Here is a 22,994-nt window from a genome sequence, read left to right as displayed (position 1 = left end):
CAAGCCCGAGGCTTGCGATCATGCGTGTCAGCATCAAGCATGGCGACCGAATGGCCGCACCCTCCTCCGACAACCCGACTCTTCTCCACCGTCTGGAGTATGGTGCTTTCCGCACAGTCGAGGGGATCATGGGACTGCTGCCAATGGATTCCTGCGCGCTGTTGGGACGCCTGTGCGGCCGGATTTTCCAGTTTCTCAGCCCGAAATACCGCCGTCTCATCCGCCGCAACCTCCGCATCGCCACCGCAGAGAACCCTCTCCCGCCTCGGGAACTCGACCAGCTCATCGACGAAACGTTCCGCCGCGTCGGAGCCAATTTCCTCAGCAGCCTGAAAAGTGCGACGGTGACCTCCGAGGAGCTCTCAAAAAGCATCGAGATCTCCCGCTGCGATCTGCTTTCGCGGGAGGAAGCCGGCAACGGACTCGTCGTGATCATGTCGCACATGGGCAACTGGGAAATCATGGCCAAACTCAGCGGACTCCACTCCGGCATCAGCCGCTTCGGGGCGATCTATCGACCGCTGGACAATCCGCTGATGGACAGGCTGACCAACAAACGCCGTGCCGCCGATGGCTGCCAGCTGTTCAGTCGGCACGACGGCTTCCACGCGCCGATCGCCCTACTTCGTTCTCCCGGCCCGTTGGGCGTGCTCTCCGATCAACGCGCCGGCGCCCAAGGCGTCGTGCTTCCTTTCTTCGGGAAGCTCACAACCAGCACCCCGCTTCCCGACCTGATGGCGCGACGCGCCAAGGCCGAGGTCTGCACCCTGGCCATCACAACCATCGGAAATGGCCGCTGGCGGGCGGAAATGCATTCGTTGGGGAAATCTCCCGGAGTGGCCGGAATGGTTAAAGCGATGGAGTCCACGATGCGCAGCAGCCTCGCGGACGTCTTCTGGTTTCACGATCGTTGGCGCGCGGACCGGATTCGCCCCTTGAGCTTCTACACCAAGTTCGATCCGGAAATCGCCAGGCAGGCCAGCGTGCCAATGCGGGTGCTTCTCACTCTCCGCGACGACAGCCAGGAGGATGCCGACGTCCTGTTCGAGGCGCTCTTTGCCGAGCGGCCCGACCTTCGCATCGAATGGCTGACCTCATTGCCCGGTGAGCATCCCGATCCACGCGTCGTAAAACACGCATGGGACCATTCCGCTCCGGATGAGCATGCTTCGGGTGCGCTTGATCGCATCGACGACTCCCATCCGGCACCGCTTGATGCCGCGCTGCTTTTCGGCGGCACGCCCGTGATTGCCAAGGCTGCCAAGCGTGCCGGCCTGCGCTCAATCATTGGTTGCGATGTCCAGGGAAAGCCATGGACACGCAGCTTTCCCTATCCGAAATGTCCTGACGAATGGAGGGACATCGCCTCAAAACTTGCTGAAGTCCCCAACCCCAAGAAGGCATGAGCGACGCACTTCAAATACTCCTTCTCACGGATGGCAAACCCGGTCACGAGAATCAATCCCGCGGCCTGGCGGAAGCCCTGGGCCGCCTAACAGAGATTCACGTCACCCTGCTTCCAGTCAAAAGGCAGCACCTGATTGCCAGCCTCTTCACTTCCGGAAAGCTCCATGAGGATATTCCGAAGCCCGACCTGATCATCGGTGCCGGACATGCCGTGCACGGACGCATGCTCGCCATCTCCCGCACCAGCGGCGCGCCCTGCGTGGTCATGATGAAGCCGACGCTTCCGAGCAACTTTTTCAGTCTCTGCGTGATCCCCCGACACGACCTCAAGGGCAGACCGCCACGTCCCAACATGATCGCCACGCGAGGCGCGCTCAACCGTGTTCCACCTCCCGGGGAGCGCCCAAGAAATGGAGGACTCATTCTCCTTGGGGGGCCATCATCCTCCTACGCATGGGACTCCGACAGCATCTCCAAGGCGATTTGCTCGATCGTCGAAGCCTGTGGCGAGCGGCCATGGCGCATCACCAATTCCCGCCGCACGCCCGAAGGCGAGCTCGAGTCTCTGGCGAAGGCGTGCCCGGCGCTCGTCACCCATCCTCACGCCACCACCGGTCGTGACTGGCTCCCCGAACGCCTCGCCGAAGCCGCCGAAGTCTGGGTCAGCGAAGACAGCGTCTCGATGATCTACGAGGCTCTTAGTAGTGGCGCCCGCGTCGGACTCCTGCCTGTTCCGCGGCTCAAGCCGAATGGTCGTGTTGCACGCGGCATCGATGAGCTCATCGACGACGGCTACCTAACCCCCGTCAGCAAATGGGAGCCATCCAGCATCCTGCCCGAGCCACCTGAAGTGCTGCGTGAATCCGAGCGCTGCGCTGCCGAGGTCCTTCGCCGATTCTTCCCGGACCTCGCTCCATCCAGATGAAAGTCCTCCAGGTCCTTCCCGAACTGAATTCCGGCGGTGTCGAGCGTGGCACTCTGGAGCTCGGTGCTTACCTTGTCGAAAAGGGACATGAATCCCTGGTTCTTTCCGGAGGCGGCAGGCAGGTCGCCGAGCTCGAAGCCGCAGGCAGTCGTCACATCACCCTTCCCGTCGGAAAAAAGAGCCTCGGCACCCTCTTTCTCGTCAAACAAGTCCGCCAACTCCTCATCGAGGAGAAGCCCGACATCCTTCACCTCCGTTCGCGAGTCCCGGCCTGGCTGCTGTGGCTTGCGTGGCGAAAGCTTCCTGCTGAATCCCGCCCGAAACTCGTCACCACCGTTCATGGCTTTTACTCAGTCAGCCGCTGGTCAGAAATCATGTGCCGCGGCGAGCGCGTCATCTGCGTATCGGAAAGCATTCGCGACTACGTTCGTAGTAGTTACCCGAAAACACCCGACGAGATCCTTCGGGTCATTCCGCGTGGCGTCGACCCCGCTGTCTACCCTTTCGGATTCAAACCAGGTCCGGACTGGCAACAGGCCTTCGACGAAGAATTTCCCAACACCGTCGGCAAGCGGCTCATCACCCTGCCCGGGCGCATCACTCGGCTGAAGGGCCACAGCGACTTCATCCAGATCTTCAAGCAACTCGCCGAAGACCCGAGCCTTCACGGTCTCGTCGTCGGTGGTGCGCACCCGCGCAAAAGGGAATACGAGAGCGAAATCCATCAGGCGGTCATCGACGCCGGACTCAGCGATCGCATCACCTTTACCGGCAACCGCTCCGATCTCCGCGAAATCCTCTCGATCTCGGCCCTCGTCCTTTCTCTAACAAGCCAGCCCGAATCCTTCGGCCGCACCACCATCGAAGCCCTCAGCCTCGGCATCCCCGTCGCGGGCTACGCGCTCGGCGGCGTGAAGGAGCAACTTGAGATCCTCTACCCGCAGGGGCTCCTCCCTGCGCTCGAGCCTGATGCCGCGCTCCCCATCATCAAGGAACTGCTCCGCCATCCCCCCGAAGTCGTCCGAGAGAATCCCTTCACGCTCGAACGGATGCTCTCCGGCACGCTCGACGTCTATCGGGAATTGATTTGAAGAAGCGCAGGATTCCCGTCGGGATCAGGTATCGCTTGTGTCCACGAAATGATGCGGCCAGACCGGCCGATCTTCACGGCAGAGTTTCAGGTAGTCATTCCACGCTTCGAGCTTCGGGCGGTCGCGAGCTTCCCCTCGATCCACGATGCGTTTCTTCCTGGATGCCGGATCACACCAGATGAAATGCGCCAGGGGTTTCACACCGAGTCGATCCCCCAACTCGTCGAGCCAGCCTGCCTCACCGCCCTCTCTCGTAAAGGGTCCGGCAAGCACCACCGGCACCGTCGCAAGATTGCTACGGGCGACATCGTACATCGTTTCGTAGACCACCTGACGGTAGGCCTGCTTGTAGGCCGGAGAATCCCGGTCGTCGGGATCCATGCCCGCGAGCGCAAGCCCCGCACGGATCAGTCGTTCGCTCAGTTCATCGCTATCGATCAGACACCCGCCGATCTGCATCGCAAGTTTGCGGGCATAGCATGTTTTCCCTGAAGCCGGCGGTCCGCTGACCAGATGGCACTCCTTCATGAAAGCTGCGATCAGGAAAGGATTTCTCCAACCGGAACCGATTCATCATCATCGGTATCCTGGGCATCAGGAAGTGGCGGCGGTGCCCCTTCGAGAATCCTGTAATGATCGAGGCCTTCAAAGAATCCTGCCAAACCGCTCTGTTCACATTTGTAGAGCCGCGGCCTGGACCTCAGCCGACGGAGCGCGGCATCGGAATCCTTTGCAATCGCACTGAGGTTCCGACCGCGAACCACTGAGATATCATTTCCGTAAGTCCCGAAACAGTAGATCTTCGCCGGGTCGATACCCCACTTGTGCTCGAGGTAGCGCAGTGCCACGTCTTTTCCGGACCGGACCGGCACGACGTCGACAAAACATCCGGCCGTCACCATGACCTTCGCCGCGACCCCATGCTCGCGCAGCCTTCCCTGGATGTTTTTCGCCACAGCCTTCCCTTCCCCTTTCCAGAAATAGGAAACCTTGAGGGGGTGCTGTCGTTCTTCTGGCTGAAGTTCGATGCGCTCATCGCCATCCAGAGCGGCAATCACGCCGTCATGGTTCCAGTGCATCTTCACCTGCTTCTCCCAGACCTCATCTCGGACGCCCGTTTTACCGTAGCGGATGTTCGCACCAAGTCCTGAGATAATGAAGGTCGGCTTTGGCATCTGGAGACGTTCGATCACCTCTCGTGCATCATCATAAGTCAGACCCGTGGCAATCCCCAATCCGATATCATTCTTGCGAAACAAGGCACGCCAGCGTTCGACCAATTCCGCAGGTTCATCTTCCAGGTTCGGCGGAAGATCCATCACCACCCAGTGCTCGGCTTTGGCAAGAAGTTGTCGCGAGCCCTCCTCATTCGGACGACCTTCCTTCGGAAGAATCTCCTCGAGTTGTTCGAGGTAGCGGCGGACATGGGCGTCCCAACTGTAATATTCCCGCACCTTGCTTGCGCCGGTTTTCGACAACTCCGCCTGACGCTCCGGGTTCGACAGAATTCCCTCGATCGCCCGTCCGATCTCGTCGGGGTCCAAAGCGTTGACCAACTCGCCATTCTCGCAATTCGCAAGAATGTCACGTGGCCCGCCGTCATTCGTCGCCACCAGAGGCAGGCCCGCGGCCGCCGCCTCCAACAAGGTCAACCCGAAGGGCTCGGTGAATGCCGGATTCACGAACACACCTTTCCGTTCGGAGGTCCAGCGATAGAAGCCGGCGACTTCCGGTGCCTCGTGCTTCTTGGGAATTGCGCAGACCCCATAGAGGTCGAAATCGTCGATGGCCTTCAGCAACTCATTCCAAACTTTTCTCGCCCCAGGAGGCAATTGGGCGAGCTTGTCGCGGTTTCCACCGATCAGCACGAGATTGGCATTCTCCCGCAGCCACTCGTTGTTTCCGAACGCTCTAACAAGTCCTATCAGGTTCTTTCGTTCATCCGCACGCGCGATGGCAAAGACGGCGGGCTTCGAAGGATCCTTGAGAAAGCGGTCCAGCTTTGCTGCGACGCTGCGAATCACCTCAGGATTCCCCTCGCCATCAAAGCGGCTGAGGTCGACACCCGGAGGAATCACCCGCATGCGCTCGGCCGCGTACTGATCGTAGAGCGAATACTGGTCATCGACTTCCTGCTGGGTGCTGGTGCACACGATCGATGCGGCATCCAGACTCATCTCTTCCGCTTCGATCCGCGCTTCAAGGTTGTAGCGACGCTCAATCTCCGCCGAGTTCACTCCCCCGTCTCCCAAGCGCTGACGTTTCACGCGTCCGAGCGAATGCCCGGTGAAGGCAAACGGACAACCGAGCACTGCCGCGACCTGCCTGCCGACATACCCTGCATCGCCATAATGCGCGTGGATCAGGTCCGGGACGCGCCGCTCCCGGCGCAGCCATGCCAGTGTGCCATCGACAAAGGCGTCGAGATGCCGCCACAGCACTTCCTTCCGCAGGTAGCGCCGCGGCCCCGCTTCGATCCGCCGGATGTCCGCGCCATTTCCCAGATCCTCGACCGCTTCCGCGTAGTCGCTGGAGATCTTGTCATCGAAAACCCGTCGCGTCACCAGACTGACCCGCCCCACGCGTTCGTCACGAGCGAGCGCTTTCACCAATTCGAGAACGTAAAGGCACTGCCCTCCGGTGTCAGGGTCGCGTCCGAGCTCAAGATTTTCTCCCCGGATCAGGCCGTGGATTGAAAAATGGAGAATGTCGATGTTGTCCCTCATGAGTTTGAAATATTGGTGTCCTCGATCACGCCGAAGGCCTTCAGTCCCTCGATCACGCCGGCCGCGCACTTGCCTTTGGCCAGGTGGGCATCGGTGCCCCTAACAGCCTCCAACAATTCCGGCTCGGCATTGCCCACCGCGATTCCCCGCACCCCCGGAACGAGAAACATCGATGCATCGTTGCCGGTATCACCGCAAACCACGGCTTCATCGAGGGAGATGCCCAGTCGCTGGCAAATCCAACGGAGCGCATTGCCCTTGTTCGCCGTCACCGGCAGCACATCGAGATCGCGTGCCGATGAATAAATCACCTGAGCTTCCAGCCCGGCCTCTTTGAGCGTCGAGCGCAGACGATCCAGGTCTTCCTCGGCGGCATCGTGCCAGAACCAACTGCTCTTCCACTCGTGCTGCTGCTCGTCGGCCTGCGCTTCGATGCCTTCGATCCCCCGCACCAACTCGTCCACTTTCCGTCGATCCCAGTTCTGGTCGAGCACGTGGGAATATTCCTTCAGCACTTTTCCGTCCTTCACTTCCTCGACCATCGTCCCGACACCTCCGATGAAATATTCCGGCATCGGCAGCCCACCTTCCCGGATCACCCGCTTGGCGTCTTCAAGAAGCCGGCCGGTGCTGTAGATCAGAAGCGGCCGATCTCCGGACATGCCGTCCCAGATCCGCCGAAATTCCGTCACTGCTTCCGGCGCTCCCAGCACCGTTCCATCGATATCCGAACAAACCAACCTGACCTTCTTTCCCCTCCGCATGATGCCAGCCTAGCATCGATCATTCACAGCTCAAGGAAAGCATCCCGACGTGGACAGAGTGGCCTTCGCCCCCTAGCTTCGCCGCGTGGCCGCCGTCCCTTTCCGCCCCCGTTCTCCGCTGTGCGACAGTCGGGAGGAAGAATATGCCAGCCAGGTGACTCACGCCATTGGCGCGTTGTTTTCCATCGTGGCGCTCGTGATGATGATTCTCGCCTCGGGTTCGGATCCCTATCGGATCGTTGCCTCCTGTATTTTTGGCAGCACACTGGTTCTTCTCTACACCTCCTCCACCATCTACCACAGCGTCTCTTCGCCCGGCCTTCGCTCCTTTTTCCAGATTCTCGATCACGCCTGCATTTATCTCCTGATCGCGGGCACTTACACGCCGGTCACCTTGATCACCTTGCGCGGCCCCTGGGGCTGGTCGCTCTTCGGATGTGTCTGGGGCCTTGCCATCGCCGGAGTCGTTCTGAAATCCGTGATGCGAAAGAACCGTGAAGCCTGGTGGTCGACCGCGCTGTATGTCGTGATGGGCTGGCTGGTGGTCATCGCCATCGTCCCACTCGTTCGCAATCTCCCCGGCGCTGGGCTCGCCTGGCTCGTGGCCGGTGGTCTTTGCTACACCTTTGGCGTGATTTTCTTCGCCTGGCAGACGCTCCGCTTCAATCACGCGATCTGGCACCTCTTCGTGATCGCGGGAAGTGCCTGCCACGTGATTGCCACGATCTTTTACATTCTCCCCTGAGCATGCCCGAGCTTCCCGAAGTCGAAACCACGCGCCGCGGCATCACTCCCTACCTCGTTGGTGCCGGCATCGCCGAGGTGGTTGTTAGAAACCACCGGCTCCGCTACCCGGTTTCGCCATCGCTCGATCAGATCAGCGGCGACCGCTTCGTCGATGTGCAGCGACGAGCCAAATACCTCATCCTGCGACTTGAGAAATCCGGCTCGCTGATCATCCACCTTGGCATGTCCGGCAGTCTGCGGCTTTCCGATCCGGCCGCCGACCTCAGGAAGCACGACCATATCCTTCTCGATCTAACAAACGGTAGGCAACTGCGTTTTCATGACCCCCGCCGCTTCGGGATCTGCCTTCACCTGCCGAACGAAGATCCGCTCACCCACCCTCTCCTTTCAAAGCTGGGTCCCGAACCCCTTTCCGACGACTTCACTGCGGCGCGACTCAAGGGCGCCTGCCGAGGTCGGAAGCTTCCGATCAAGCAACTGATCATGGACAACAAGGTCGTTGTTGGAGTCGGCAACATCTATGCCAGCGAGTCGCTCTTTCGCGCCGGCATTCGTCCGACCACTGCCGCAGCCCGACTTTCAGGTCCGAAACTAAGCCGCCTCGTCGAAACCATTCGTCAGGTGCTCAGCGAATCGATCGAGCAGGGTGGCACGACCCTCCGCGACTTCGTCAACTCCGACGGCCAACCCGGCTACTTCGCCCAGCGTCTCTTCGTCTACGGTCGCGAAGGCGAGCCCTGCCGCCATTGCCAAAGCCCCATCCGTCAACAGGTCATGGGCCAGCGCGCCACCTACTGGTGCCCGAAGTGTCAAAAGTAAGGATCGCGGATTCGTAAACCCGCCGACGACGGTCCGGCCACCCGATTATGGCTCTTCTGGGAGTTCTTCCTCTGGCCGCCAGACGATCACCCTGGTTTTTACGAAGTCGTCACCGAGGCGCATGCCCTTCTCAGGTTTTCCGTCACGGGAAATCAGCACGACCGCCTCGATGAGGGGGCCGAAAATTGGAATCACCATGAGAATGTTCCGAATCACTCCGGTCTGCCAGTCGTTCACCAGATCCGAGCCATCCTTTTTCACCACCTTCAGTTTCATGGCGGTCTTTCCGACGCTCTGCCCCTTGAGGAAGGGGAGGCAATCACGGACCATCATGTAGGCGATCCAAACCAAGGTCGCCAATTGGGATGGCAATATCAGAGAGACCACAAATCCCAGTCCCCCGCCCACCAGGCCATCGATCAGGCCGGCTAACAAACGGGTATTCAATGGGGCGGGCGCTTCGTGTGCCAGTTCCTCATCTGCTGCTTCCTCCGGAGTATTGACCTTTACGGGCTTCTGGAGCACCGGTGGACCGGGTGAGCTCGAGGCAGGCGGCATTTCTGGGGCCGGCTCAGCCTTGCTGAGGCTCGGCGGCGGCGGAACCGGCGAAGGTTTGCTCAAACTCGGCGGCGGTGGATCCTTCTTTTCCTCATCTCCCATCATGGAAACTACAGCTATCACACGATCCGGCCCGGTCGAGCGAGATTCCCTAATCCACAAGAGTTTCCTGCATTTTCCTTGACTGAGCCCCTCAGGATGCCTACCTCCCCGCCCCCAAGCAACGCTCAAGCAAGCCATGGCCAACGCTCAAGTAATTCTCCGTGAAAAAATCGCCGGTCTCGGTGCCGAGTCCGACGTCGTCAAAGTTCGTGCAGGATATGCACGCAACTTCCTTGTCCCCAATGGTAAAGCCTACGAGGCAACCAAGGGCAATCTCCGTCACATCGAAAACCTGAAGGCTGCCCGCGCCCGTCGCGAAGCTGAAGAACTCGAAGACGCTCAGGCCATCGCAACCAAGATCTCCAAGCTCCGTCCGAAGTTCGTCCTCGAGCTCGGCCAAGGTGGCAAGGCATTCGGTTCGGTCACTTCGATCGACATCCACAAGGAACTCGAAGCAGCTGGCATCGTCATCGATCGCCACGCCATCGAGCTCGACAAGCCAATCAAGAAGTCCGGCAAGAACGACGTGACCATCCGCGTTCATCCAGACGTCACCACCACCATGACGATCAACGTCGAGGCGACTGGCGAAGAGGAAGCTGAGTAAGCGACTTATTCACAAGTTTTTCGCAAGCGGGCGGGTTCTTCGGAACCCGCCCGTTTTGTTTTGCAAGGGATATGCACCGGCTCGTGAATAGTTATTAACAGGCAATTCACAGCCTACCAAGATTGACCCCGGTCTCCCGAGCCAGCAAGTTCGTCGTCCCGATGGCCACCGACGTAGACTCCAAAAAGCCTTTCAACAGCCCGTCCCTCCAATCGAGCGGAGATGACATGGCGAACGATGTTTCCCGCACCCTTCCCCACGCCCTCGGTCCGGAGAAGAGTGTCCTTTCCTCGATGCTCAAGGACCCTGAGCAATGGATCGGTCGTGCGCATGAGGAAGGCCTGACCCGCGACCACTTCTACCTGCCGGGCCACGGGCTCCTTTACGAAACGCTCTCCGACCTCAACGCCAAGGGCACCGAGATCGAGCTCGTTTCGCTCGTCCAGCTTCTCCACGACCGCGCCATTCTCGATCACGTCGGTGGTCCATCTGCGGTTACCGACATCTACACTTACGCACCGAACGCCGCCCACTTCATGACCCACCTGGGGATCGTGAAGGACAAGTACACGCTGCGCTCCATCATCCAGACCTGCACGGAGTCGATCACCGAGGCCTACGACAACCCCGAGGAAACCCACCAGCTCCTCGACCGTGTCGAACAATCCGTGCTCGGCATTCGTCAGGGCAATGAATCGGCCAAGAGCTTCGACATCAAGGAGTCTGTCGGCGAAGTGATGACCCGCTTTCAGGAAATCCTCGCCGGAGAAATGGAAGTTCAAGGCGTCGCCACCGGATACCCCGACCTCGACCGCATGAGCAAAGGCCTGAAGCCGGGTGAAATGTTCGTCGTCGCGGCCCGTCCATCGATGGGTAAGACCTCTTTCATGATGAACCTGGTCGAGCACATGGCCGTGGATCAAAACGTGCCTTCGTTGGTCTTCTCCTGCGAAATGACCGCATTTCAGATTGTCCAGCGTCTCGTATTCTCGCGTGCCCGCTTTGCGCTGAGCCAACTCGGCAAGGGCTTCAAGCCGAACAAGGAATCCCTCATCAAACTCAAGCGAGCCGCTCAGGAAGTGGCCTCGGCGAAATTGTGGGTCGATGATACCGCAGGCATCGCCATCGAAACTCTCCGAGCGAAAGCCCGGCGGCGCAAGCGTGAGGACAACATTGGATTGATCGCGATCGATTACCTCCAGTTGCTCAAATCCAACTCCAAGCAAGCGGCCAATTCGCGTGAGCGTGAAATTGGTGAGATCTCTGCCGGCATCAAGGCTTTGGCCAAGGAGCTGAGCATCCCGATCATTGTCCTCGCCCAGCTCAACCGTGGACCTGAAGGACGAACCGGAAAATCGCTGGGTGTTCCCCGCATGTCCGACCTTCGTGAGTCCGGAACGATCGAGCAGGATGCCGACATGATCGGCCTGCTCTACCGGACCGCCTACTACGCCGAAACCGAAGAAGAGAAGGAAGAGGAAGCCGGCAAGGCGGAACTTGTCCTGGCGAAAAACCGTAACGGCGAAACCGGCCACGTTCCCCTGACCTTCATTGCCGAACTGATGCGCTTCGAGACAAGGGCTCGGGAAGATACGTAGTATGCGAGGGAAATGAGCGAAGTTATGTCGTGATCATAGGGCATATCCCAACCTTCTGCGACCGAGCATGAGGTATGTCTGAAGATCAACAACTTTTGACTTCTCCTACGCCGGTAGAATCAATAATTTCCCGGGTGCACAAATTTCGGTCCGGCAAGACCCTCTTCAAACTCAGGCTCGGCAGTTTACTGTTCGTTCTTCTATTCTTCGCCCTCGTTCTCCTAGTCCCTGCGATCGTTTGGGAGGTTCTTTTCCATTCAGGGAAGGATATGCGCTTCACTGTCATTCTTCTTGGCACCGCTTTGGCGAGCGGGCTGGGCTATTTGGTGATCGGCTTGGGGATTCGCTGTCCGCTCTGCCATGGCCCGCTGATCGGCAAACCCAGCTGCAGCCGGAACCACCGCGCTGTTCGCACCTTGGGAAGTTACCGGCTGGCGGTGGCTCTCCGGGTGCTATTCCTCGGTCGCTTCCGCTGCCCGTGCTGCGGGGAACCGTGCAAGTGCGAGACGCGCCCCTGAGTCCTGGTAAAAGCCAGGATTTGGCGTTGCGCCGCGCCAAATTCCAGCTTCCCTCCCTCCATGTCCTCGCTCCACATTCCGGAAATTTGCGGAGCCATGCTCCTCCCGGACTGCACCCTTTTTCCGCATGGCGGTCTGCCTCTCCACATCTATGAGCCCCGCTATCGGCAAATGCTCCATGATGCCCTCGAGGACTCCTGCTTCTTTGCCGTCGCTTGCCTCACCGGCGAGGAAACAGACGATCCCGCCGAGTGCACGGCTCCGGTCGGCACGGTCGGCCTGATTCGCGCCTCGCGGGAAATGGAAGACGGCAGCTCAAATCTGCTGCTCCACGGGGTCATTCGCGTGCGATTCACCGAGTGGATTCAGGATGCCTCCTATCCGAAGGCGCGCCTGTCTCCGCTCCCCGCGATTTTCGAACCGGAATCCCAATCGGAAGCCGCCATCGAATCGCTGCGGGAGGCCGCAGAGTCCGCCACCCGACAGCTCCCCGAAGAAGTTCGGAACACGGTCATGGAAATGAGCCAGCAAATCGACGATCCTGCGATCCTTGCCGACGTCATCTGCCAACAGTTCCTCCATCAACCGGAAGAACGCCAGCAGATGCTCGAGACCGAATCCGTGGCCGCCCGCATTGCCTGGCTCTGTCGGGAGCTGGCCTCCTGAGCTCTCTCCGCCCTCCCTGTTTCCCCCATGAAGGACCGGTGATCGGGGTGCGGAGCGGGCCCTCAGAGATTTCCGATCACGAAAAAGGGCGACCCCAGTGGGCCGCCCTTTGGGAAGTTCTTGAGCGAAGGGTTCAGCCACCGATTTCGGTCTTACCCGAGAGCGAGGCCCCTTCTTCCATCGAGAGATTCTTCGTCTTGATGTCGCCTTCGAGACGGCTCTTTGCCTTGAGCTCGCAGCGTTCGGAAGTGATCTTGCCTTCGACCTTGCCGAAAACCTTCACTTCACCGGCGGTGACGTCGCCCTTGACGTGGGCATTTTCACCGATCGTCACGCGGCCCTTGTCCGAGAGGATTTCCCCCTCGACTTTGCCGTCGACAATCATGTCGTTAGAGAAACGGATCGACCCGTTGATTTCAATCCCGCTTGCGAGAACGTTTGTAGCGCTGGCCATGGTCCGGCCAATCCAGCAGAGCCGGAGCCGCTTGGCAATCGGGATTTCCTGCGATTCTCTGCAATCGAGATTTTCCGTGCAGATTGACACGCTTTTCCGCTAGAAATCGGCTGCACTCTCCGTTTTCACCATATGCCACGCGTCACCATCACCGTTCCGGACAAAAAGTCCCAGCCCTACCGCTTTGCCCTCGACCGGAAGAGCGTCACCCTCGGCCGAGGCAGCGAGAACGATATTACCGTCGACTGTGGCTCGGTTTCCGTCCGCCACGCCGTCATGGAGCGCGTCAAAGGCGGCTACCAGCTCCGCGATCTCGGATCGACCAACGGCACCAAACTCAACGGCAAGGCTCGCGACATCATCGAACTCTTCGACGGGGCACCGGTCAAAATTGGCGACGTCGAGTTTGGATTCACACTCACGCCCGAGGAAATTGCGGAAATGGCCAAGGAAGGTCCTGCGGATTCCCCGATCGTCAAGGAGGACTCTGGAAGTCCGCGCCGCAAACCGGAATCCCGTCGGTCAGCTCAGCCATCGCGTCCGCCAGTCATGGTCAGTCAACCGAGCGGCGGCGCCAGTTTCCTGATGACCCTGCTTTTCCTGATTCTCGCGGCCGGATCATTCTACGTCGGACTCAGCATCCGCCACAGCAAGGAAACCGGACGATCCCTCACTCAGGACATCAAACACGGCGTTCCGCAGGCAAGCGAGTCGGACGAAATGCTCATTCCAGGCGTCGCCGATGGCGATTCCCCGGAGGCCTCCGAATAGCCGCCCAGCGAAGCTTGGAAGGGTCGGCTTTGCCAACGAATCCCCCCTCGGCAATCGAGTGGGGAAATCATGGCATCCCCATGAGATCAGCCTCTCGAAGGCGGCTCCTTACTCCCACTCGATACTTGCTGGCGGCTTTGTCGAGACATCGTAAAGCACGCGATTGATCCCCTTCACCTCGTTGAGGATCCGGTGGCTCGTCTCGCGCAAGATCGAGTACGGAAGCTCCACCCAGTCGGCGGTCATCGCGTCTTCACTGATCACCGCGCGGAGCGAAATCGCCCACTCGTAGCTTCGCTCATCACCCTTCACGCCCACCGTTTTCACGGGCACCAGTCCGGCGTAAGCCTGCCACACCTTGTCATACCATCCCTGCTCCTTGAGCTGGTTGATGAAAATCGCATCGCACTCGCGGATGATGTCCAGGCGCTCCTGAGTCACGACACCCGGACAACGCACGGCCAGCCCCGGTCCCGGGAAGGGATGGCGATTGAGAATGTCCGCCGGAATCCCCAGCGAGATCCCCAGCGCGCGCACCTCGTCCTTGAACAGCTCGGCCAGCGGCTCAAGCACCTTGCCTTCCGCCTGCAACTCGAGAATCCGAGCGACGCGGTTGTGGTGCGTCTTGATCACCGAAGCCTTCGACTTGGCATTCGACGCGCTTTCAATCACGTCCGGATAGAGTGTCCCCTGAGCGAGCATTTCCGCGTCGCCCACGGCATCCCAGAAGACATCGATGAAGAGGTTTCCGATGATCGATCGCTTCTTTTCCGGATCATCCTCACCATCGAGGGCGACAAGGAAGCGTTCGGCACAATCGACCGTCTCGATCGGCACACCCATGCGGTGAAAATTATTGCGAACCTCTTCGCCCTCATCCTTCCGCATCAGGCCGTGATCGACGAAGATCGCACGGACATTCACGCCCGCTTCGTGCAGAAGTACGGCAAGCACCGTACTATCCACCCCGCCGGACACCCCGCAGACCACCTGGCGGTCGCCCACCGTCTCACGAATGCCATCGACGATCTCACGCTTGAAATCCTCGATGCGGAATGCCACCAGCTTTTCCGCGTGAAGCAGGAAGTTGTGGAGAATCCGCGTGCCTTCGTGACTGTGCGTCACTTCCGGGTGGAACTGGATGCCGAAATAGCGATCACCAAACTGCAGCGAAACCGGTGTTCCGTGCTGGTTTGAGGCCAGCACCTTCGCGCACTCAGGAAGCTCGCTCACCGTATCCGAATGGCTCATCCAGACCTGCGACTCATGGTTGATGCCCTCGTAAAGTCCCTCGTATTTTTCAGGGCGCAGCTTGGCCGGGCCATACTCGCGACGATCACTCGGATGCACCTTACCCCCGAACTTGATGTTCATCAGCTGCATGCCGTAGCACACCCCGAGCACCGGAACTCCAAAAGCCTCCAGCTGATCAAAATCGAGATCAGGGGCATCTTCATCCGCTGTGCTTTTCGGGCCGCCCGAAAGAATGATCGCGCCCGGCTTCCCGATGTTCGGGAAATCCTCGAGGGCGTAGAGTTTCGCGAAGTATCCCAGCTCGCGGACGCGGCGAACGATGAGTTGCGTGTACTGTGAACCGAAATCGAGAACGGCAACGTGTTGAATTTCTTCCATGATCTTGGGAAATGAAGCTCAGCTGATGGGCTGATAATTGGTGGGCTCTTCAGTGATGACGATGTCGTGAACGTGGCTTTCACGAAGACCGCCCGGAGTAATGCGAGTGAAGCTGGCGCGCTCGCGGAGCTCGGCAAGCGTCGAACCACCGACGTATCCCATGCCGGACCGAAGTCCACCCATGAGTTGGAAAATCACATCCGCCAACGGACCCTTGTAGGGCACACGGCCTTCGACACCTTCCGCGACCAGCTTGCCCGACGAATTCTGTGAGTAGCGGTCGCCCGCACCCTTCTGCATCGCGCCAATCGATCCCATGCCGCGGTAGGTCTTGAATCGACGACCTTGCGAGTAAACCGTCTGCCCGGGACTTTCGCGAGTCCCCGCGAGGATCGAACCGAGCATCACCAAATCCGCTCCAGCCGCGATCGCCTTCACCACATCGCCGGAGTAGCGAATGCCACCGTCGGCAATCACCTTGACCCCGTGTTCCCGGCAGTAACCCGCAACATTCTGAATCGCGGTGAACTGGGGCATGCCGACACCGGCAATCACCCGCGTCGTGCAGATCGATCCCGGACCGACGCCGACTTTCACCGCACTCGCACCGGCAGCCACAAGATCCTTCGCACCCTGTTCGGTGACGACATTTCCCGCCACCACCGGACGATCGGAGAGACTGCGGAGCTGCGAGATGACATCCATCACGCGAGTCGTGTGGCCGGTCGCCGCATCGATGAAGAGCGCATCCGCACCTGCATCGATCATCGCCTGACCGCGCTCAATGCAATCCGGGCCGACCCCCACCGCCGCACCACAGCGCAGACGACCTTTCGGGTCCTTCGCCGCATCGAGGAAAGCCTCACGCTTTTCCAAATCCGCGCCGGTGATCAAGCCGGCAAGCATGCCATTGTCATCCACCAGCGGAAGCTTCTCAATCCGGTTCTGGTAAAGAATCCGGCGAGCTTCATCGAGCTCAGTTGTCGGCGGTGCCGTCACCAGTCGCTCACGTGGTGTCATCACATCGGAGACCTTCGAATCAGGGCGATCCAGGTAGCGGATATCACGTCCCGTGATCATGCCTTCAAGGCGTCCATCGGAATCAATCACCGGGAATCCGGAAAATCCGTATTCGGCCATGATGTCCACCACTTCGGCCACGGTCTGATCCTTGCGGACGGTCAGAGGCTTCTGGATGACCGCGTTTTCCGAACGCTTGACCCGCGAGACCATGGCCGCCTGCTGGTCAATCGGGCAGGCTCGGTGGATCACCCCCATGCCGCCTTCACGGGCCAGGGCAATTGCCAGTTCCGCCTCGGAAACCGTGTCCATCGCTGCAGAAACCACCGGAATCCGCAGAGGAATTTCCGAAGTCAGTTCGGTGGAAAGATCCGTCTCAGCTGGGATGACCCCGCTCAATCGAGGCACGAGAAGGACGTCGTCAAAAGATAGTCCAAGGGTGATGTCCGCCATGGCGGAGTCAATGGAGGAGACCGCCCCAAATCAAGCCCGAATCGGCGATCGGCGAATTTTCCCGGAAACCGCCGCCCATTCGACCCTTTCCGGAGGCCTCCCTCAGTCCGAGACCCCTTCCAACTCCTCCCCACGGTGCTGTCGATAAGCCTCAATGATCTTACCTACGACCGGATGCCTCACCACATCCTCCCCGCTGAAGCGCACGAAGGCGATGCCATCGACACCCTTCAGCGCCCTCTCGGCCTCGCTCAGGCCCGAGCGCACATTCGGCTTCAGGTCCACCTGCGAAGCATCCCCCGTCACCACCATCCGCGACTCCTCTCCCAACCGTGTCAGCGCCATGAACATCTGCTCGCGCGTGGTATTCTGCGCTTCATCCAGAATCACGAAGGACTTCGCCAGCGTTCTTCCCCGCATGAAAGCCAGCGGCGCGATCTCGATCGTCCCATCCTCCAGATAGCGCTCGCCCTCCTCCATGCCAATCATGTCGTGAATCGCGTCATAGAGTGGACGCAGATAAGGCGCGACTTTCTCGCGCATGTCTCCCGGCAGGAAACCGAGGGCCTCGCCCGCCTCCACCGCCGGTCGCGTCAGCACCACCCGGTGAACCGTCTTCGCCTTCAGCATCGCCAGTCCCATTGCCATTGCCAGGTAGGTCTTTCCCGTCCCGGCTGGTCCAAGACCAAAGCACACATCATTCTTCTCGATCGCCTGGAGATACTCCAGCTGCCGCGGGGTCTTCGGCACCACCGGCCGACGGCCTCGCAAACCTAACAGGCGGAACTCCGACAACTTGCTCACCCCCGTCTCCCCGCCCTTCGCCGCCACATCCACCGCCATCCGGAAATCCCTTGCGGAAATTTCCGCGCCTCCTCTGCGGGCCTGTTCCAGATCGGAAAACACCTGCCGGGCCTCCTCGACTTTTTCTTCAGCCCCTGTCAGCAGCAACCATCCATCGCGGGTCACCGTTCTGACCTCCAGCTTATCCTCAAGATAACTCAATTCACGCGTATCCCCGGCAAACAGCGAATGCAGGAACGCTGCTGTCTCATACTCTAGTTTTAGCTCGACCTTTTCGGCACTCACGTCGTCGATCTAACCACCCAAATCCTATCCGAACAGCCCGAAAAACCTCGTTTTCGCTTGCCTTCGCCCCCCGCAGTATTTTTTCAAACACGCGGACGCTGGCTTGTCGCTATTTCGTCCGAAATCCATTTCTACACACCATGATCGAAGTCGAAAACCTAACCAAGAAGTTCGGCAGCAAGACTGCCGTCGATCACCTGACTTTCTCAGTCAAAAAAGGCGAAGTCCTCGGCTTCCTCGGGCCGAACGGCGCTGGCAAATCCACCACCATGCGCATGGTCACCGGATTTCTTCCCCCGACCCATGGCGACATCCGGATCTGCGGCACCTCCGTGGTCGATAGGCCCACCGAAGCCAAGCAGCGCATCGGCTACCTTCCCGAGTCCGCCCCCCTCTACAACGACATGACCGTGGCCGGCTTCCTCAAGTTCGGCGCCGAGATCCGTGGCCTTTCGGGATCCGATAGAAAGGATGCCGTCGAACGGGCCATCGAAACCTGCTTCCTCCAAAACGTCGCCCATCAGTCCATCGATACCCTTTCCAAAGGCTACCGCCACCGCACCTGTCTCGCGCAATCGCTGCTCCACGATCCCGAAGTCCTGATCCTCGATGAACCGACCGACGGACTCGACCCGAATCAAAAACACGAAGTCCGCCAGCTCATCCGCCGCCTCGGCGAAAGCAAAGCCATCCTCTTCTCCACCCACATCCTCGAAGAAGTCGAAGCCGCCTGCACACGCGCGGTCATCGTCGACCGCGGAAAAATCGTCATCGACGGCACCCCGGCCGAACTCATCGAACGATCCGGCACCGGTTCTCTAACAGACCTGTTCCGCAACCTCACCACCGGCGACACCGAAGCCGCCGCCTGATTCAAGTCTTTCATCTTCTGTCTCCAAGTCTTCTGTCTTAAAATGAAACACGTCTGGACCATCTACAAACGCGAACTCAGCAGCTACTTCAGCCAGCCGATCGCCTACGCCATCATCGTCATTTTCCTGCTTCTCGCGATGGTGCTCACCTTCACCCTCGGCAGCTTCATCGAAGTCGGTGATGCCTCGCTGAGCTACTCCTTCTTCACCTTCCTGCCCTTCGTGCTGATGGTGCTTGTTCCCGCCGTCGGCATGCGTCTCTGGTCGGAAGAACTCCGCTCCGGCACCATCGAGCTCATCGGCACCTATCCGATTTCGCTTTGGTCGGTGATCGTCGGGAAATTCCTCGCCGCCGCCACCGTCTGGCTGCTCGCGATCATCCTCACCTTCCCGATCTGGATGACCGTCAACTGGCTCGGCTCACCCGATAACCTCGCGATCTTCTCCGGCTACATCGGTGCTTTCCTTCTGGCCTGCACCTTCCTCGCCATCACGCTGCTGGTCTCGGCCTTCACCCGTGACCAGGTCGTCTGCTTGATTGTTTCATCGGCGATCTGCATCGCCCTGGTGCTCGCCACCTTCGAGCCCTTCGTGCGGCAGTATTCGAAAGTATTCTCACCCGAAGTGAAGGACGCCATCACTTCGCTCGGCGTCTGGGATCACTTCCTCTCCCTCGCCCGCGGGGCCTTCCGTGTCCAGGACATGGTCTGGTTCGCCTCGATCATCATCGCATCCCTCCTCGGAACCAGCGCCATCCTCTCCGCGAAGCGCGCTTAAGTTTCCCACTTATTTCACAACCACCATCCATCATCTAAACCATGAGCAAGGAAGGAAAAACCATCCACCCCGTCACCCGCGCGGTGCTCGCCATCGTCGCACTGATCGTCATCGTCGTCGCAGGAAACATGCTCGTTTCCACCCTTGGCGTCGGTCACAAGGCCATCGACCTCACCGAGGACAAGATCCACTCGCTCTCACCGGGCACCGAGGCGATCCTCGAAGAACTCGCCGCTCCCGTCGTCATCCGCTACTACGCCACTCGTAGTACCGACTACATGCCGGAAGATCTCAAACTCCACATGCGTCGTGTCGACGACCTCCTCGCCGAATACGAAAGCCTTTCCAACGGCAAGCTCCAGGTCGAGAACCTCGATCCCGAGCCTGACACCGATGAAGAAGACGCCGCCAACCTCGATGGCATCGCCGGCCAGAGCATCAACAACGAAAACCTCTACTTCGGTATCGCCATTTCCTGCCTCGACCGGACCGCGAAGATCCCTTTCCTCGACCCGAATGACGAAACGATGCTCGAGTATCAAATCTCGCGAGCCATCGCCGATGTCAGCGCGACCCGCAAGCCGACGCTGGGGTTCATGTCCGCCCTTCCGATCGCCGGAGCCTCCGGCGGCATGCCAGGCCAGGGCGGCAGCCAGCCATGGATCATCTACAACCAGCTCAGGCAGTCCTACGACATCGAGGACCTGACGATGACGCCCGAATCGATCGACCCGGAAAAATACAAGGTCGTTCTTGTTCTTCACCCTGCCGACATCACGCCGGAAGCGGAGTTCGCGCTCGACCAGTACATCCTCAAGGGCGGCACCGTGATCGCCTGTGTTGACCCCTTCTCGGTCGCCGCTCAGATGAGCAATCCCGGCAACCCCATGATGGGCCAGCAAGGTGCTCCGACGAGCTCAACCTTGCCCACTTTGATGAAAGCCTGGGGCGTCAGCATGCCAACCACTCAAACCGTGGGTGACAGCAAGTACATAACCACGGTCAACACCGGCAGAGGCCAGGCTCCCGGACTCGCCGTGCTCACCGTCCCCCAGGAAGGCATGCCGCAGGACGACAGCATCGTCACCCGCGACCTCGCCAGCGTCACCCTTTTCCTCCCCGGCGGCATGAGCAAAACCGGCGGTGCCGGTGTCGCCATCGACAGTCTGATCCAATCCTCCAACAAGTCCGGTCTTCTCGACAATGGACCTGCCTCGCGCCTCGATCCTTCCCTGATCACCAGCTTTCGTCCGGACGGTCAGCGTTACGACCTTGCTCTTCACCTCCATGGCTCCTTCAAGTCCGCCTTCCCCGATGGGAAACCGGGCGAGGAAAAAGCCGACGAATCCCAGGAAGAAGATGAGGGGGACGACGCCGAAGAAGAGAAGAAGGATGAGGAACCGAAGAATGACTTCCTCACCGAAGCCAGCGCCGAAGGCAATGTCTTCATCATCTCGGATGTCGATGCCTTCTTCGATTCATTTGCCTACTCAGCCCAGCACCTTGGAAACATGCAGATCGTCAATGCCATCAACGGCAACTCCAGCTTGCTGATGAACTTGATCGATCAAGCGGCATCCTCCACCCACCTGATCGGCTCCCGGAGCCGCGCGGCCACCAGCCGCCCCTTCACCGTCTTCCAGGAGCTCGAAGCCGCCGCCAATGAAAAGGTCGGCGCCAAGATCATCGCCTATGAAGAAGAAGCTCGGAAAGCACAGGTCCGACTCCAGGAACTCCAATCGCAGAAGGCACAGGGCAGCGAACTTTACCTCAGCCCGGAACAGGAAGCCGAGATCCGCAAGCTGAAGCAGCAGCAGGTCGATGCCCGCCGGCAAATCCGCGACCTGCAGAAGGAACTGCGCCGCGACAAGGATGCCATCTCGGGAAAGATCATTCTTCTGAACATTTTCGGTGTCCCATCGATCGTGATTCTCGTCGGACTCGGCCTGTTCACCGCCCGCCGATTCAAAACCCGCGCCCGCTGAACCATCTAACAACCCTTCAAAACATCAGACCATGAACAAACGACAAGTCATCGTCCTGTGGGCTATCGCCCTGCTTCTCGTCGTCGCCCTGATCGCCGTGAAATCCACTCGTCAGGATGGCTTTCAAAGCGCCACCGAAAGATCACGTGGCGACACCTTGCTGTCCGAATTCGAGCCCGCAGAAGTTGCCAAGCTCGAAATCAGCAACGGCGACAACTCCGCCACCGCCGTCAAGAAGGACGGCAACTGGGTGATCGCCAACCGTGACGACTATCCTGCCGACGCCGCCGCAATCAACGAACTACTGCGCAAGTTCGATGAAGTAAAAGTCATCGAAGGCATCGAAGCCGATCCCTCCTTCGCGCCCCGCTTCGGCATGGATCCAAAGGCCACCGAAGACAACGAAAAGGGCACCGAGGTGGTTCTTCTCAACGACGCCGGCACCGAACTCGCTCGTCTAACATTCGGCAAGAACAGCGAGGGCGAATCCAATCCCATGAACCCCATGGGAGGCGGCGGAGCCAACGGACGCTATGTTAAGAATGCCGCCGATACTTCGGGCATCTACAAAACCAGCGAACTCTTCCCGACCCTTAGTGCCGATGCCAGCGCATGGCTCGACGAAGATTTTGTCAAGGTCACCAGAATCAAGTCCGTCACCGTCAGCGAAGCCGGTAAGCCCGACAGCACCGCTTGGAAGCTGAGTCGCGAGGACGGCAGCAAGGACTTCGTTCTTGAAGGAAAGAAGGATGACGAGGAGATCAATAGCTCCGCGCTCAGCGCCTACAAGAATCTGTTTTCCTATGCCCGCTTCGAAGACGTCGTGCCTGCCGCCGATGCCGAGAAAGAATGGCAAGCTGATCAAAAGCAGACAGCTACGATCGAGACCTTCGACGGCTTCACTTACACCGTCGACTTCGCCCCAGTGAAGGACGACGCCGAAAGCTACCTCATGACGATTAGCGTCGATGCCAAAATCGCCGCCGAGCGCGAGAAGCCGGAGGGTGAAAAAGAAGAGGACGCCAAGCAAGCAGACGAAACCTTCGCAGCCGACAAGAAGGCCCTCGAAGAAAAGCTCGCCGCCGAGAAAAAACTCGAAGGCCGTACCTTCAAAGTCGCCAAGTACACCGTCGACTCCCTTCTGAAGAAACGTGCTGACTTCATCCAGGAGGCGACCTCGACGCCTTCCGCCAGCACGTCGCCCCAGGGCAGCATGCCGCCCTCCTTCAATCCCGGTCAAACCCGACCACGCACCCAGGCGGTCACACCTCCGATCGCGATTCCTCCCGCCGCGGAAGAATAAGCGGAGCGAGGGCATCCCGCCTTCCGGAGCTCCACGGGATTTCACTCAATTCGAGCCAAGCATCGGGGACTCAAGTCTCCGTTGCCTGGCATATCCGTCTCTTGCTTAAC

General features: G+C 59.5%; 21 protein-coding genes. 13 read left to right on the top strand and 8 right to left on the bottom strand.

The window, feature by feature from the left end:
- The first annotated feature begins 20 nt into the window (after window positions 1-20).
- From ACFQY0_RS05760 to ACFQY0_RS05750, 3 genes are read left to right on the top strand one after another with little or no spacing between them, the layout of a single operon-like run.
- Window positions 21-1,406 (top strand): lysophospholipid acyltransferase family protein, encoded by a 1,386-nt coding sequence (locus ACFQY0_RS05760; RefSeq protein WP_379710184.1) that lies wholly within the window; start codon window positions 21-23, stop codon window positions 1,404-1,406.
- Window positions 1,403-2,332, top strand: a complete 930-nt coding sequence (locus tag ACFQY0_RS05755) for a mitochondrial fission ELM1 family protein (RefSeq protein WP_379710181.1) — start codon at window positions 1,403-1,405, stop codon at window positions 2,330-2,332. Before ACFQY0_RS05760 ends, ACFQY0_RS05755 begins: the two co-directional genes overlap by 4 nt.
- Window positions 2,329-3,423 (top strand): glycosyltransferase family 4 protein, encoded by a 1,095-nt coding sequence (locus ACFQY0_RS05750; protein ID WP_379710179.1) that lies wholly within the window; start codon window positions 2,329-2,331, stop codon window positions 3,421-3,423. The genes ACFQY0_RS05755 and ACFQY0_RS05750 overlap by 4 nt, the downstream gene beginning before the upstream one ends.
- Window positions 3,424-3,447: 24 nt before the next feature.
- On the opposite strand, the gene ACFQY0_RS05745 is transcribed toward ACFQY0_RS05750, so the two are convergent.
- From ACFQY0_RS05745 to ACFQY0_RS05735, 3 genes are read right to left on the bottom strand one after another with little or no spacing between them, the layout of a single operon-like run.
- Window positions 3,448-3,951, bottom strand: a complete 504-nt coding sequence (locus tag ACFQY0_RS05745) for a P-loop nucleotide/nucleoside kinase family protein (RefSeq protein ID WP_379710177.1) — start codon at window positions 3,949-3,951, stop codon at window positions 3,448-3,450.
- Between the two features lie 11 nt (window positions 3,952-3,962).
- On the bottom strand, window positions 3,963-6,149 hold the full coding sequence (locus tag ACFQY0_RS05740; protein WP_379710174.1) for an HAD family hydrolase: 2,187 nt from the start codon (window positions 6,147-6,149) through the stop codon (window positions 3,963-3,965).
- The gene (locus ACFQY0_RS05735; RefSeq protein WP_379710171.1) at window positions 6,146-6,913 is read right to left on the bottom strand and encodes an HAD-IIB family hydrolase; all 768 of its coding nucleotides are present in this window, start codon (window positions 6,911-6,913) and stop codon (window positions 6,146-6,148) included. Before ACFQY0_RS05735 ends, ACFQY0_RS05740 begins: the two co-directional genes overlap by 4 nt.
- A gap of 85 nt (window positions 6,914-6,998) precedes the next feature.
- On the opposite strand from ACFQY0_RS05735, the gene trhA reads away from it, so the two are divergent.
- Window positions 6,999-7,658, top strand: coding sequence for a PAQR family membrane homeostasis protein TrhA (gene trhA / locus ACFQY0_RS05730; RefSeq protein WP_379710169.1), 660 nt, complete (start codon window positions 6,999-7,001; stop codon window positions 7,656-7,658).
- 2 nt (window positions 7,659-7,660) lie between these two features.
- Entirely contained in the window at window positions 7,661-8,479 is an 819-nt protein-coding gene (gene mutM / locus ACFQY0_RS05725; protein WP_379710167.1) for a bifunctional DNA-formamidopyrimidine glycosylase/DNA-(apurinic or apyrimidinic site) lyase, read from the top strand.
- 45 nt (window positions 8,480-8,524) lie between these two features.
- Here the strand turns inward: mutM and ACFQY0_RS05720 are convergent, their stop codons facing one another.
- Window positions 8,525-9,142 (bottom strand): RDD family protein, encoded by a 618-nt coding sequence (locus tag ACFQY0_RS05720; protein WP_379710164.1) that lies wholly within the window; start codon window positions 9,140-9,142, stop codon window positions 8,525-8,527.
- 133 nt (window positions 9,143-9,275) lie between these two features.
- Here ACFQY0_RS05720 and rplI point away from each other — a divergent pair, with 133 nt between their 5' ends.
- The 3 genes from rplI to ACFQY0_RS05705 all read left to right on the top strand — a co-directional run bounded on the left by rplI (window position 9,276) and on the right by ACFQY0_RS05705 (window position 12,528).
- Window positions 9,276-9,746, top strand: a complete 471-nt coding sequence (rplI, locus tag ACFQY0_RS05715; protein ID WP_379710162.1) for a 50S ribosomal protein L9 — start codon at window positions 9,276-9,278, stop codon at window positions 9,744-9,746.
- 161 nt (window positions 9,747-9,907) lie between these two features.
- Entirely contained in the window at window positions 9,908-11,344 is a 1,437-nt protein-coding gene (dnaB, locus tag ACFQY0_RS05710) for a replicative DNA helicase (protein ID WP_379710160.1), read from the top strand.
- Between the two features lie 578 nt (window positions 11,345-11,922).
- Complete coding sequence (locus ACFQY0_RS05705) at window positions 11,923-12,528, top strand: LON peptidase substrate-binding domain-containing protein (protein ID WP_379710157.1); 606 nt, start codon at window positions 11,923-11,925, stop codon at window positions 12,526-12,528.
- 133 nt (window positions 12,529-12,661) lie between these two features.
- Here ACFQY0_RS05705 and ACFQY0_RS05700 read toward each other — a convergent pair whose 3' ends face one another.
- Window positions 12,662-12,982 carry a bactofilin family protein gene (locus ACFQY0_RS05700; protein WP_379710155.1) on the bottom strand — a complete coding sequence of 107 codons (321 nt, stop codon included), beginning with the start codon at window positions 12,980-12,982 and terminating at the stop codon, window positions 12,662-12,664.
- Window positions 12,983-13,114: 132 nt separating this feature from the next.
- Here ACFQY0_RS05700 and ACFQY0_RS05695 point away from each other — a divergent pair, with 132 nt between their 5' ends.
- Window positions 13,115-13,753 (top strand): FHA domain-containing protein, encoded by a 639-nt coding sequence (locus ACFQY0_RS05695; protein WP_379710152.1) that lies wholly within the window; start codon window positions 13,115-13,117, stop codon window positions 13,751-13,753.
- A 108-nt stretch (window positions 13,754-13,861) separates the two neighbouring features.
- On the opposite strand, the gene guaA is transcribed toward ACFQY0_RS05695, so the two are convergent.
- The 3 genes from guaA to ACFQY0_RS05680 all read right to left on the bottom strand — a co-directional run bounded on the left by guaA (window position 13,862) and on the right by ACFQY0_RS05680 (window position 17,947).
- Window positions 13,862-15,385 carry a glutamine-hydrolyzing GMP synthase gene (gene guaA / locus ACFQY0_RS05690; protein ID WP_379710150.1) on the bottom strand — a complete coding sequence of 508 codons (1,524 nt, stop codon included), beginning with the start codon at window positions 15,383-15,385 and terminating at the stop codon, window positions 13,862-13,864.
- A gap of 18 nt (window positions 15,386-15,403) precedes the next feature.
- Window positions 15,404-16,858 carry an IMP dehydrogenase gene (gene guaB, locus ACFQY0_RS05685; protein WP_379710148.1) on the bottom strand — a complete coding sequence of 485 codons (1,455 nt, stop codon included), beginning with the start codon at window positions 16,856-16,858 and terminating at the stop codon, window positions 15,404-15,406.
- Between the two features lie 102 nt (window positions 16,859-16,960).
- On the bottom strand, window positions 16,961-17,947 hold the full coding sequence (locus tag ACFQY0_RS05680; RefSeq protein ID WP_379710145.1) for a PhoH family protein: 987 nt from the start codon (window positions 17,945-17,947) through the stop codon (window positions 16,961-16,963).
- Window positions 17,948-18,087: 140 nt separating this feature from the next.
- Between ACFQY0_RS05680 and ACFQY0_RS05675 the strand changes: the two genes are divergently transcribed.
- From ACFQY0_RS05675 to ACFQY0_RS05660, 4 genes are read left to right on the top strand one after another with little or no spacing between them, the layout of a single operon-like run.
- Window positions 18,088-18,819 (top strand): ABC transporter ATP-binding protein, encoded by a 732-nt coding sequence (locus tag ACFQY0_RS05675; RefSeq protein ID WP_379710143.1) that lies wholly within the window; start codon window positions 18,088-18,090, stop codon window positions 18,817-18,819.
- A 42-nt stretch (window positions 18,820-18,861) separates the two neighbouring features.
- Window positions 18,862-19,596, top strand: a complete 735-nt coding sequence (locus ACFQY0_RS05670; RefSeq protein WP_379710140.1) for an ABC transporter permease — start codon at window positions 18,862-18,864, stop codon at window positions 19,594-19,596.
- Window positions 19,597-19,637: 41 nt separating this feature from the next.
- On the top strand, window positions 19,638-21,581 hold the full coding sequence (locus ACFQY0_RS05665; RefSeq protein ID WP_379710137.1) for a Gldg family protein: 1,944 nt from the start codon (window positions 19,638-19,640) through the stop codon (window positions 21,579-21,581).
- 31 nt (window positions 21,582-21,612) lie between these two features.
- A complete protein-coding gene (locus ACFQY0_RS05660; RefSeq protein ID WP_379710135.1) occupies window positions 21,613-22,884 on the top strand; it encodes a DUF4340 domain-containing protein in 1,272 nt (423 codons plus the stop codon).
- The last annotated feature ends 110 nt before the right edge of the window (window positions 22,885-22,994 follow it).

The sequence above is a fragment of the Haloferula chungangensis genome (assembly GCF_042664875.1).
GTDB lineage: Bacteria > Verrucomicrobiota > Verrucomicrobiia > Verrucomicrobiales > Akkermansiaceae > Haloferula > Haloferula chungangensis.
The sequence above is the reverse complement of the archived record's forward strand: the minus strand, read 5'-3'. Positions and strand labels throughout refer to the sequence as shown.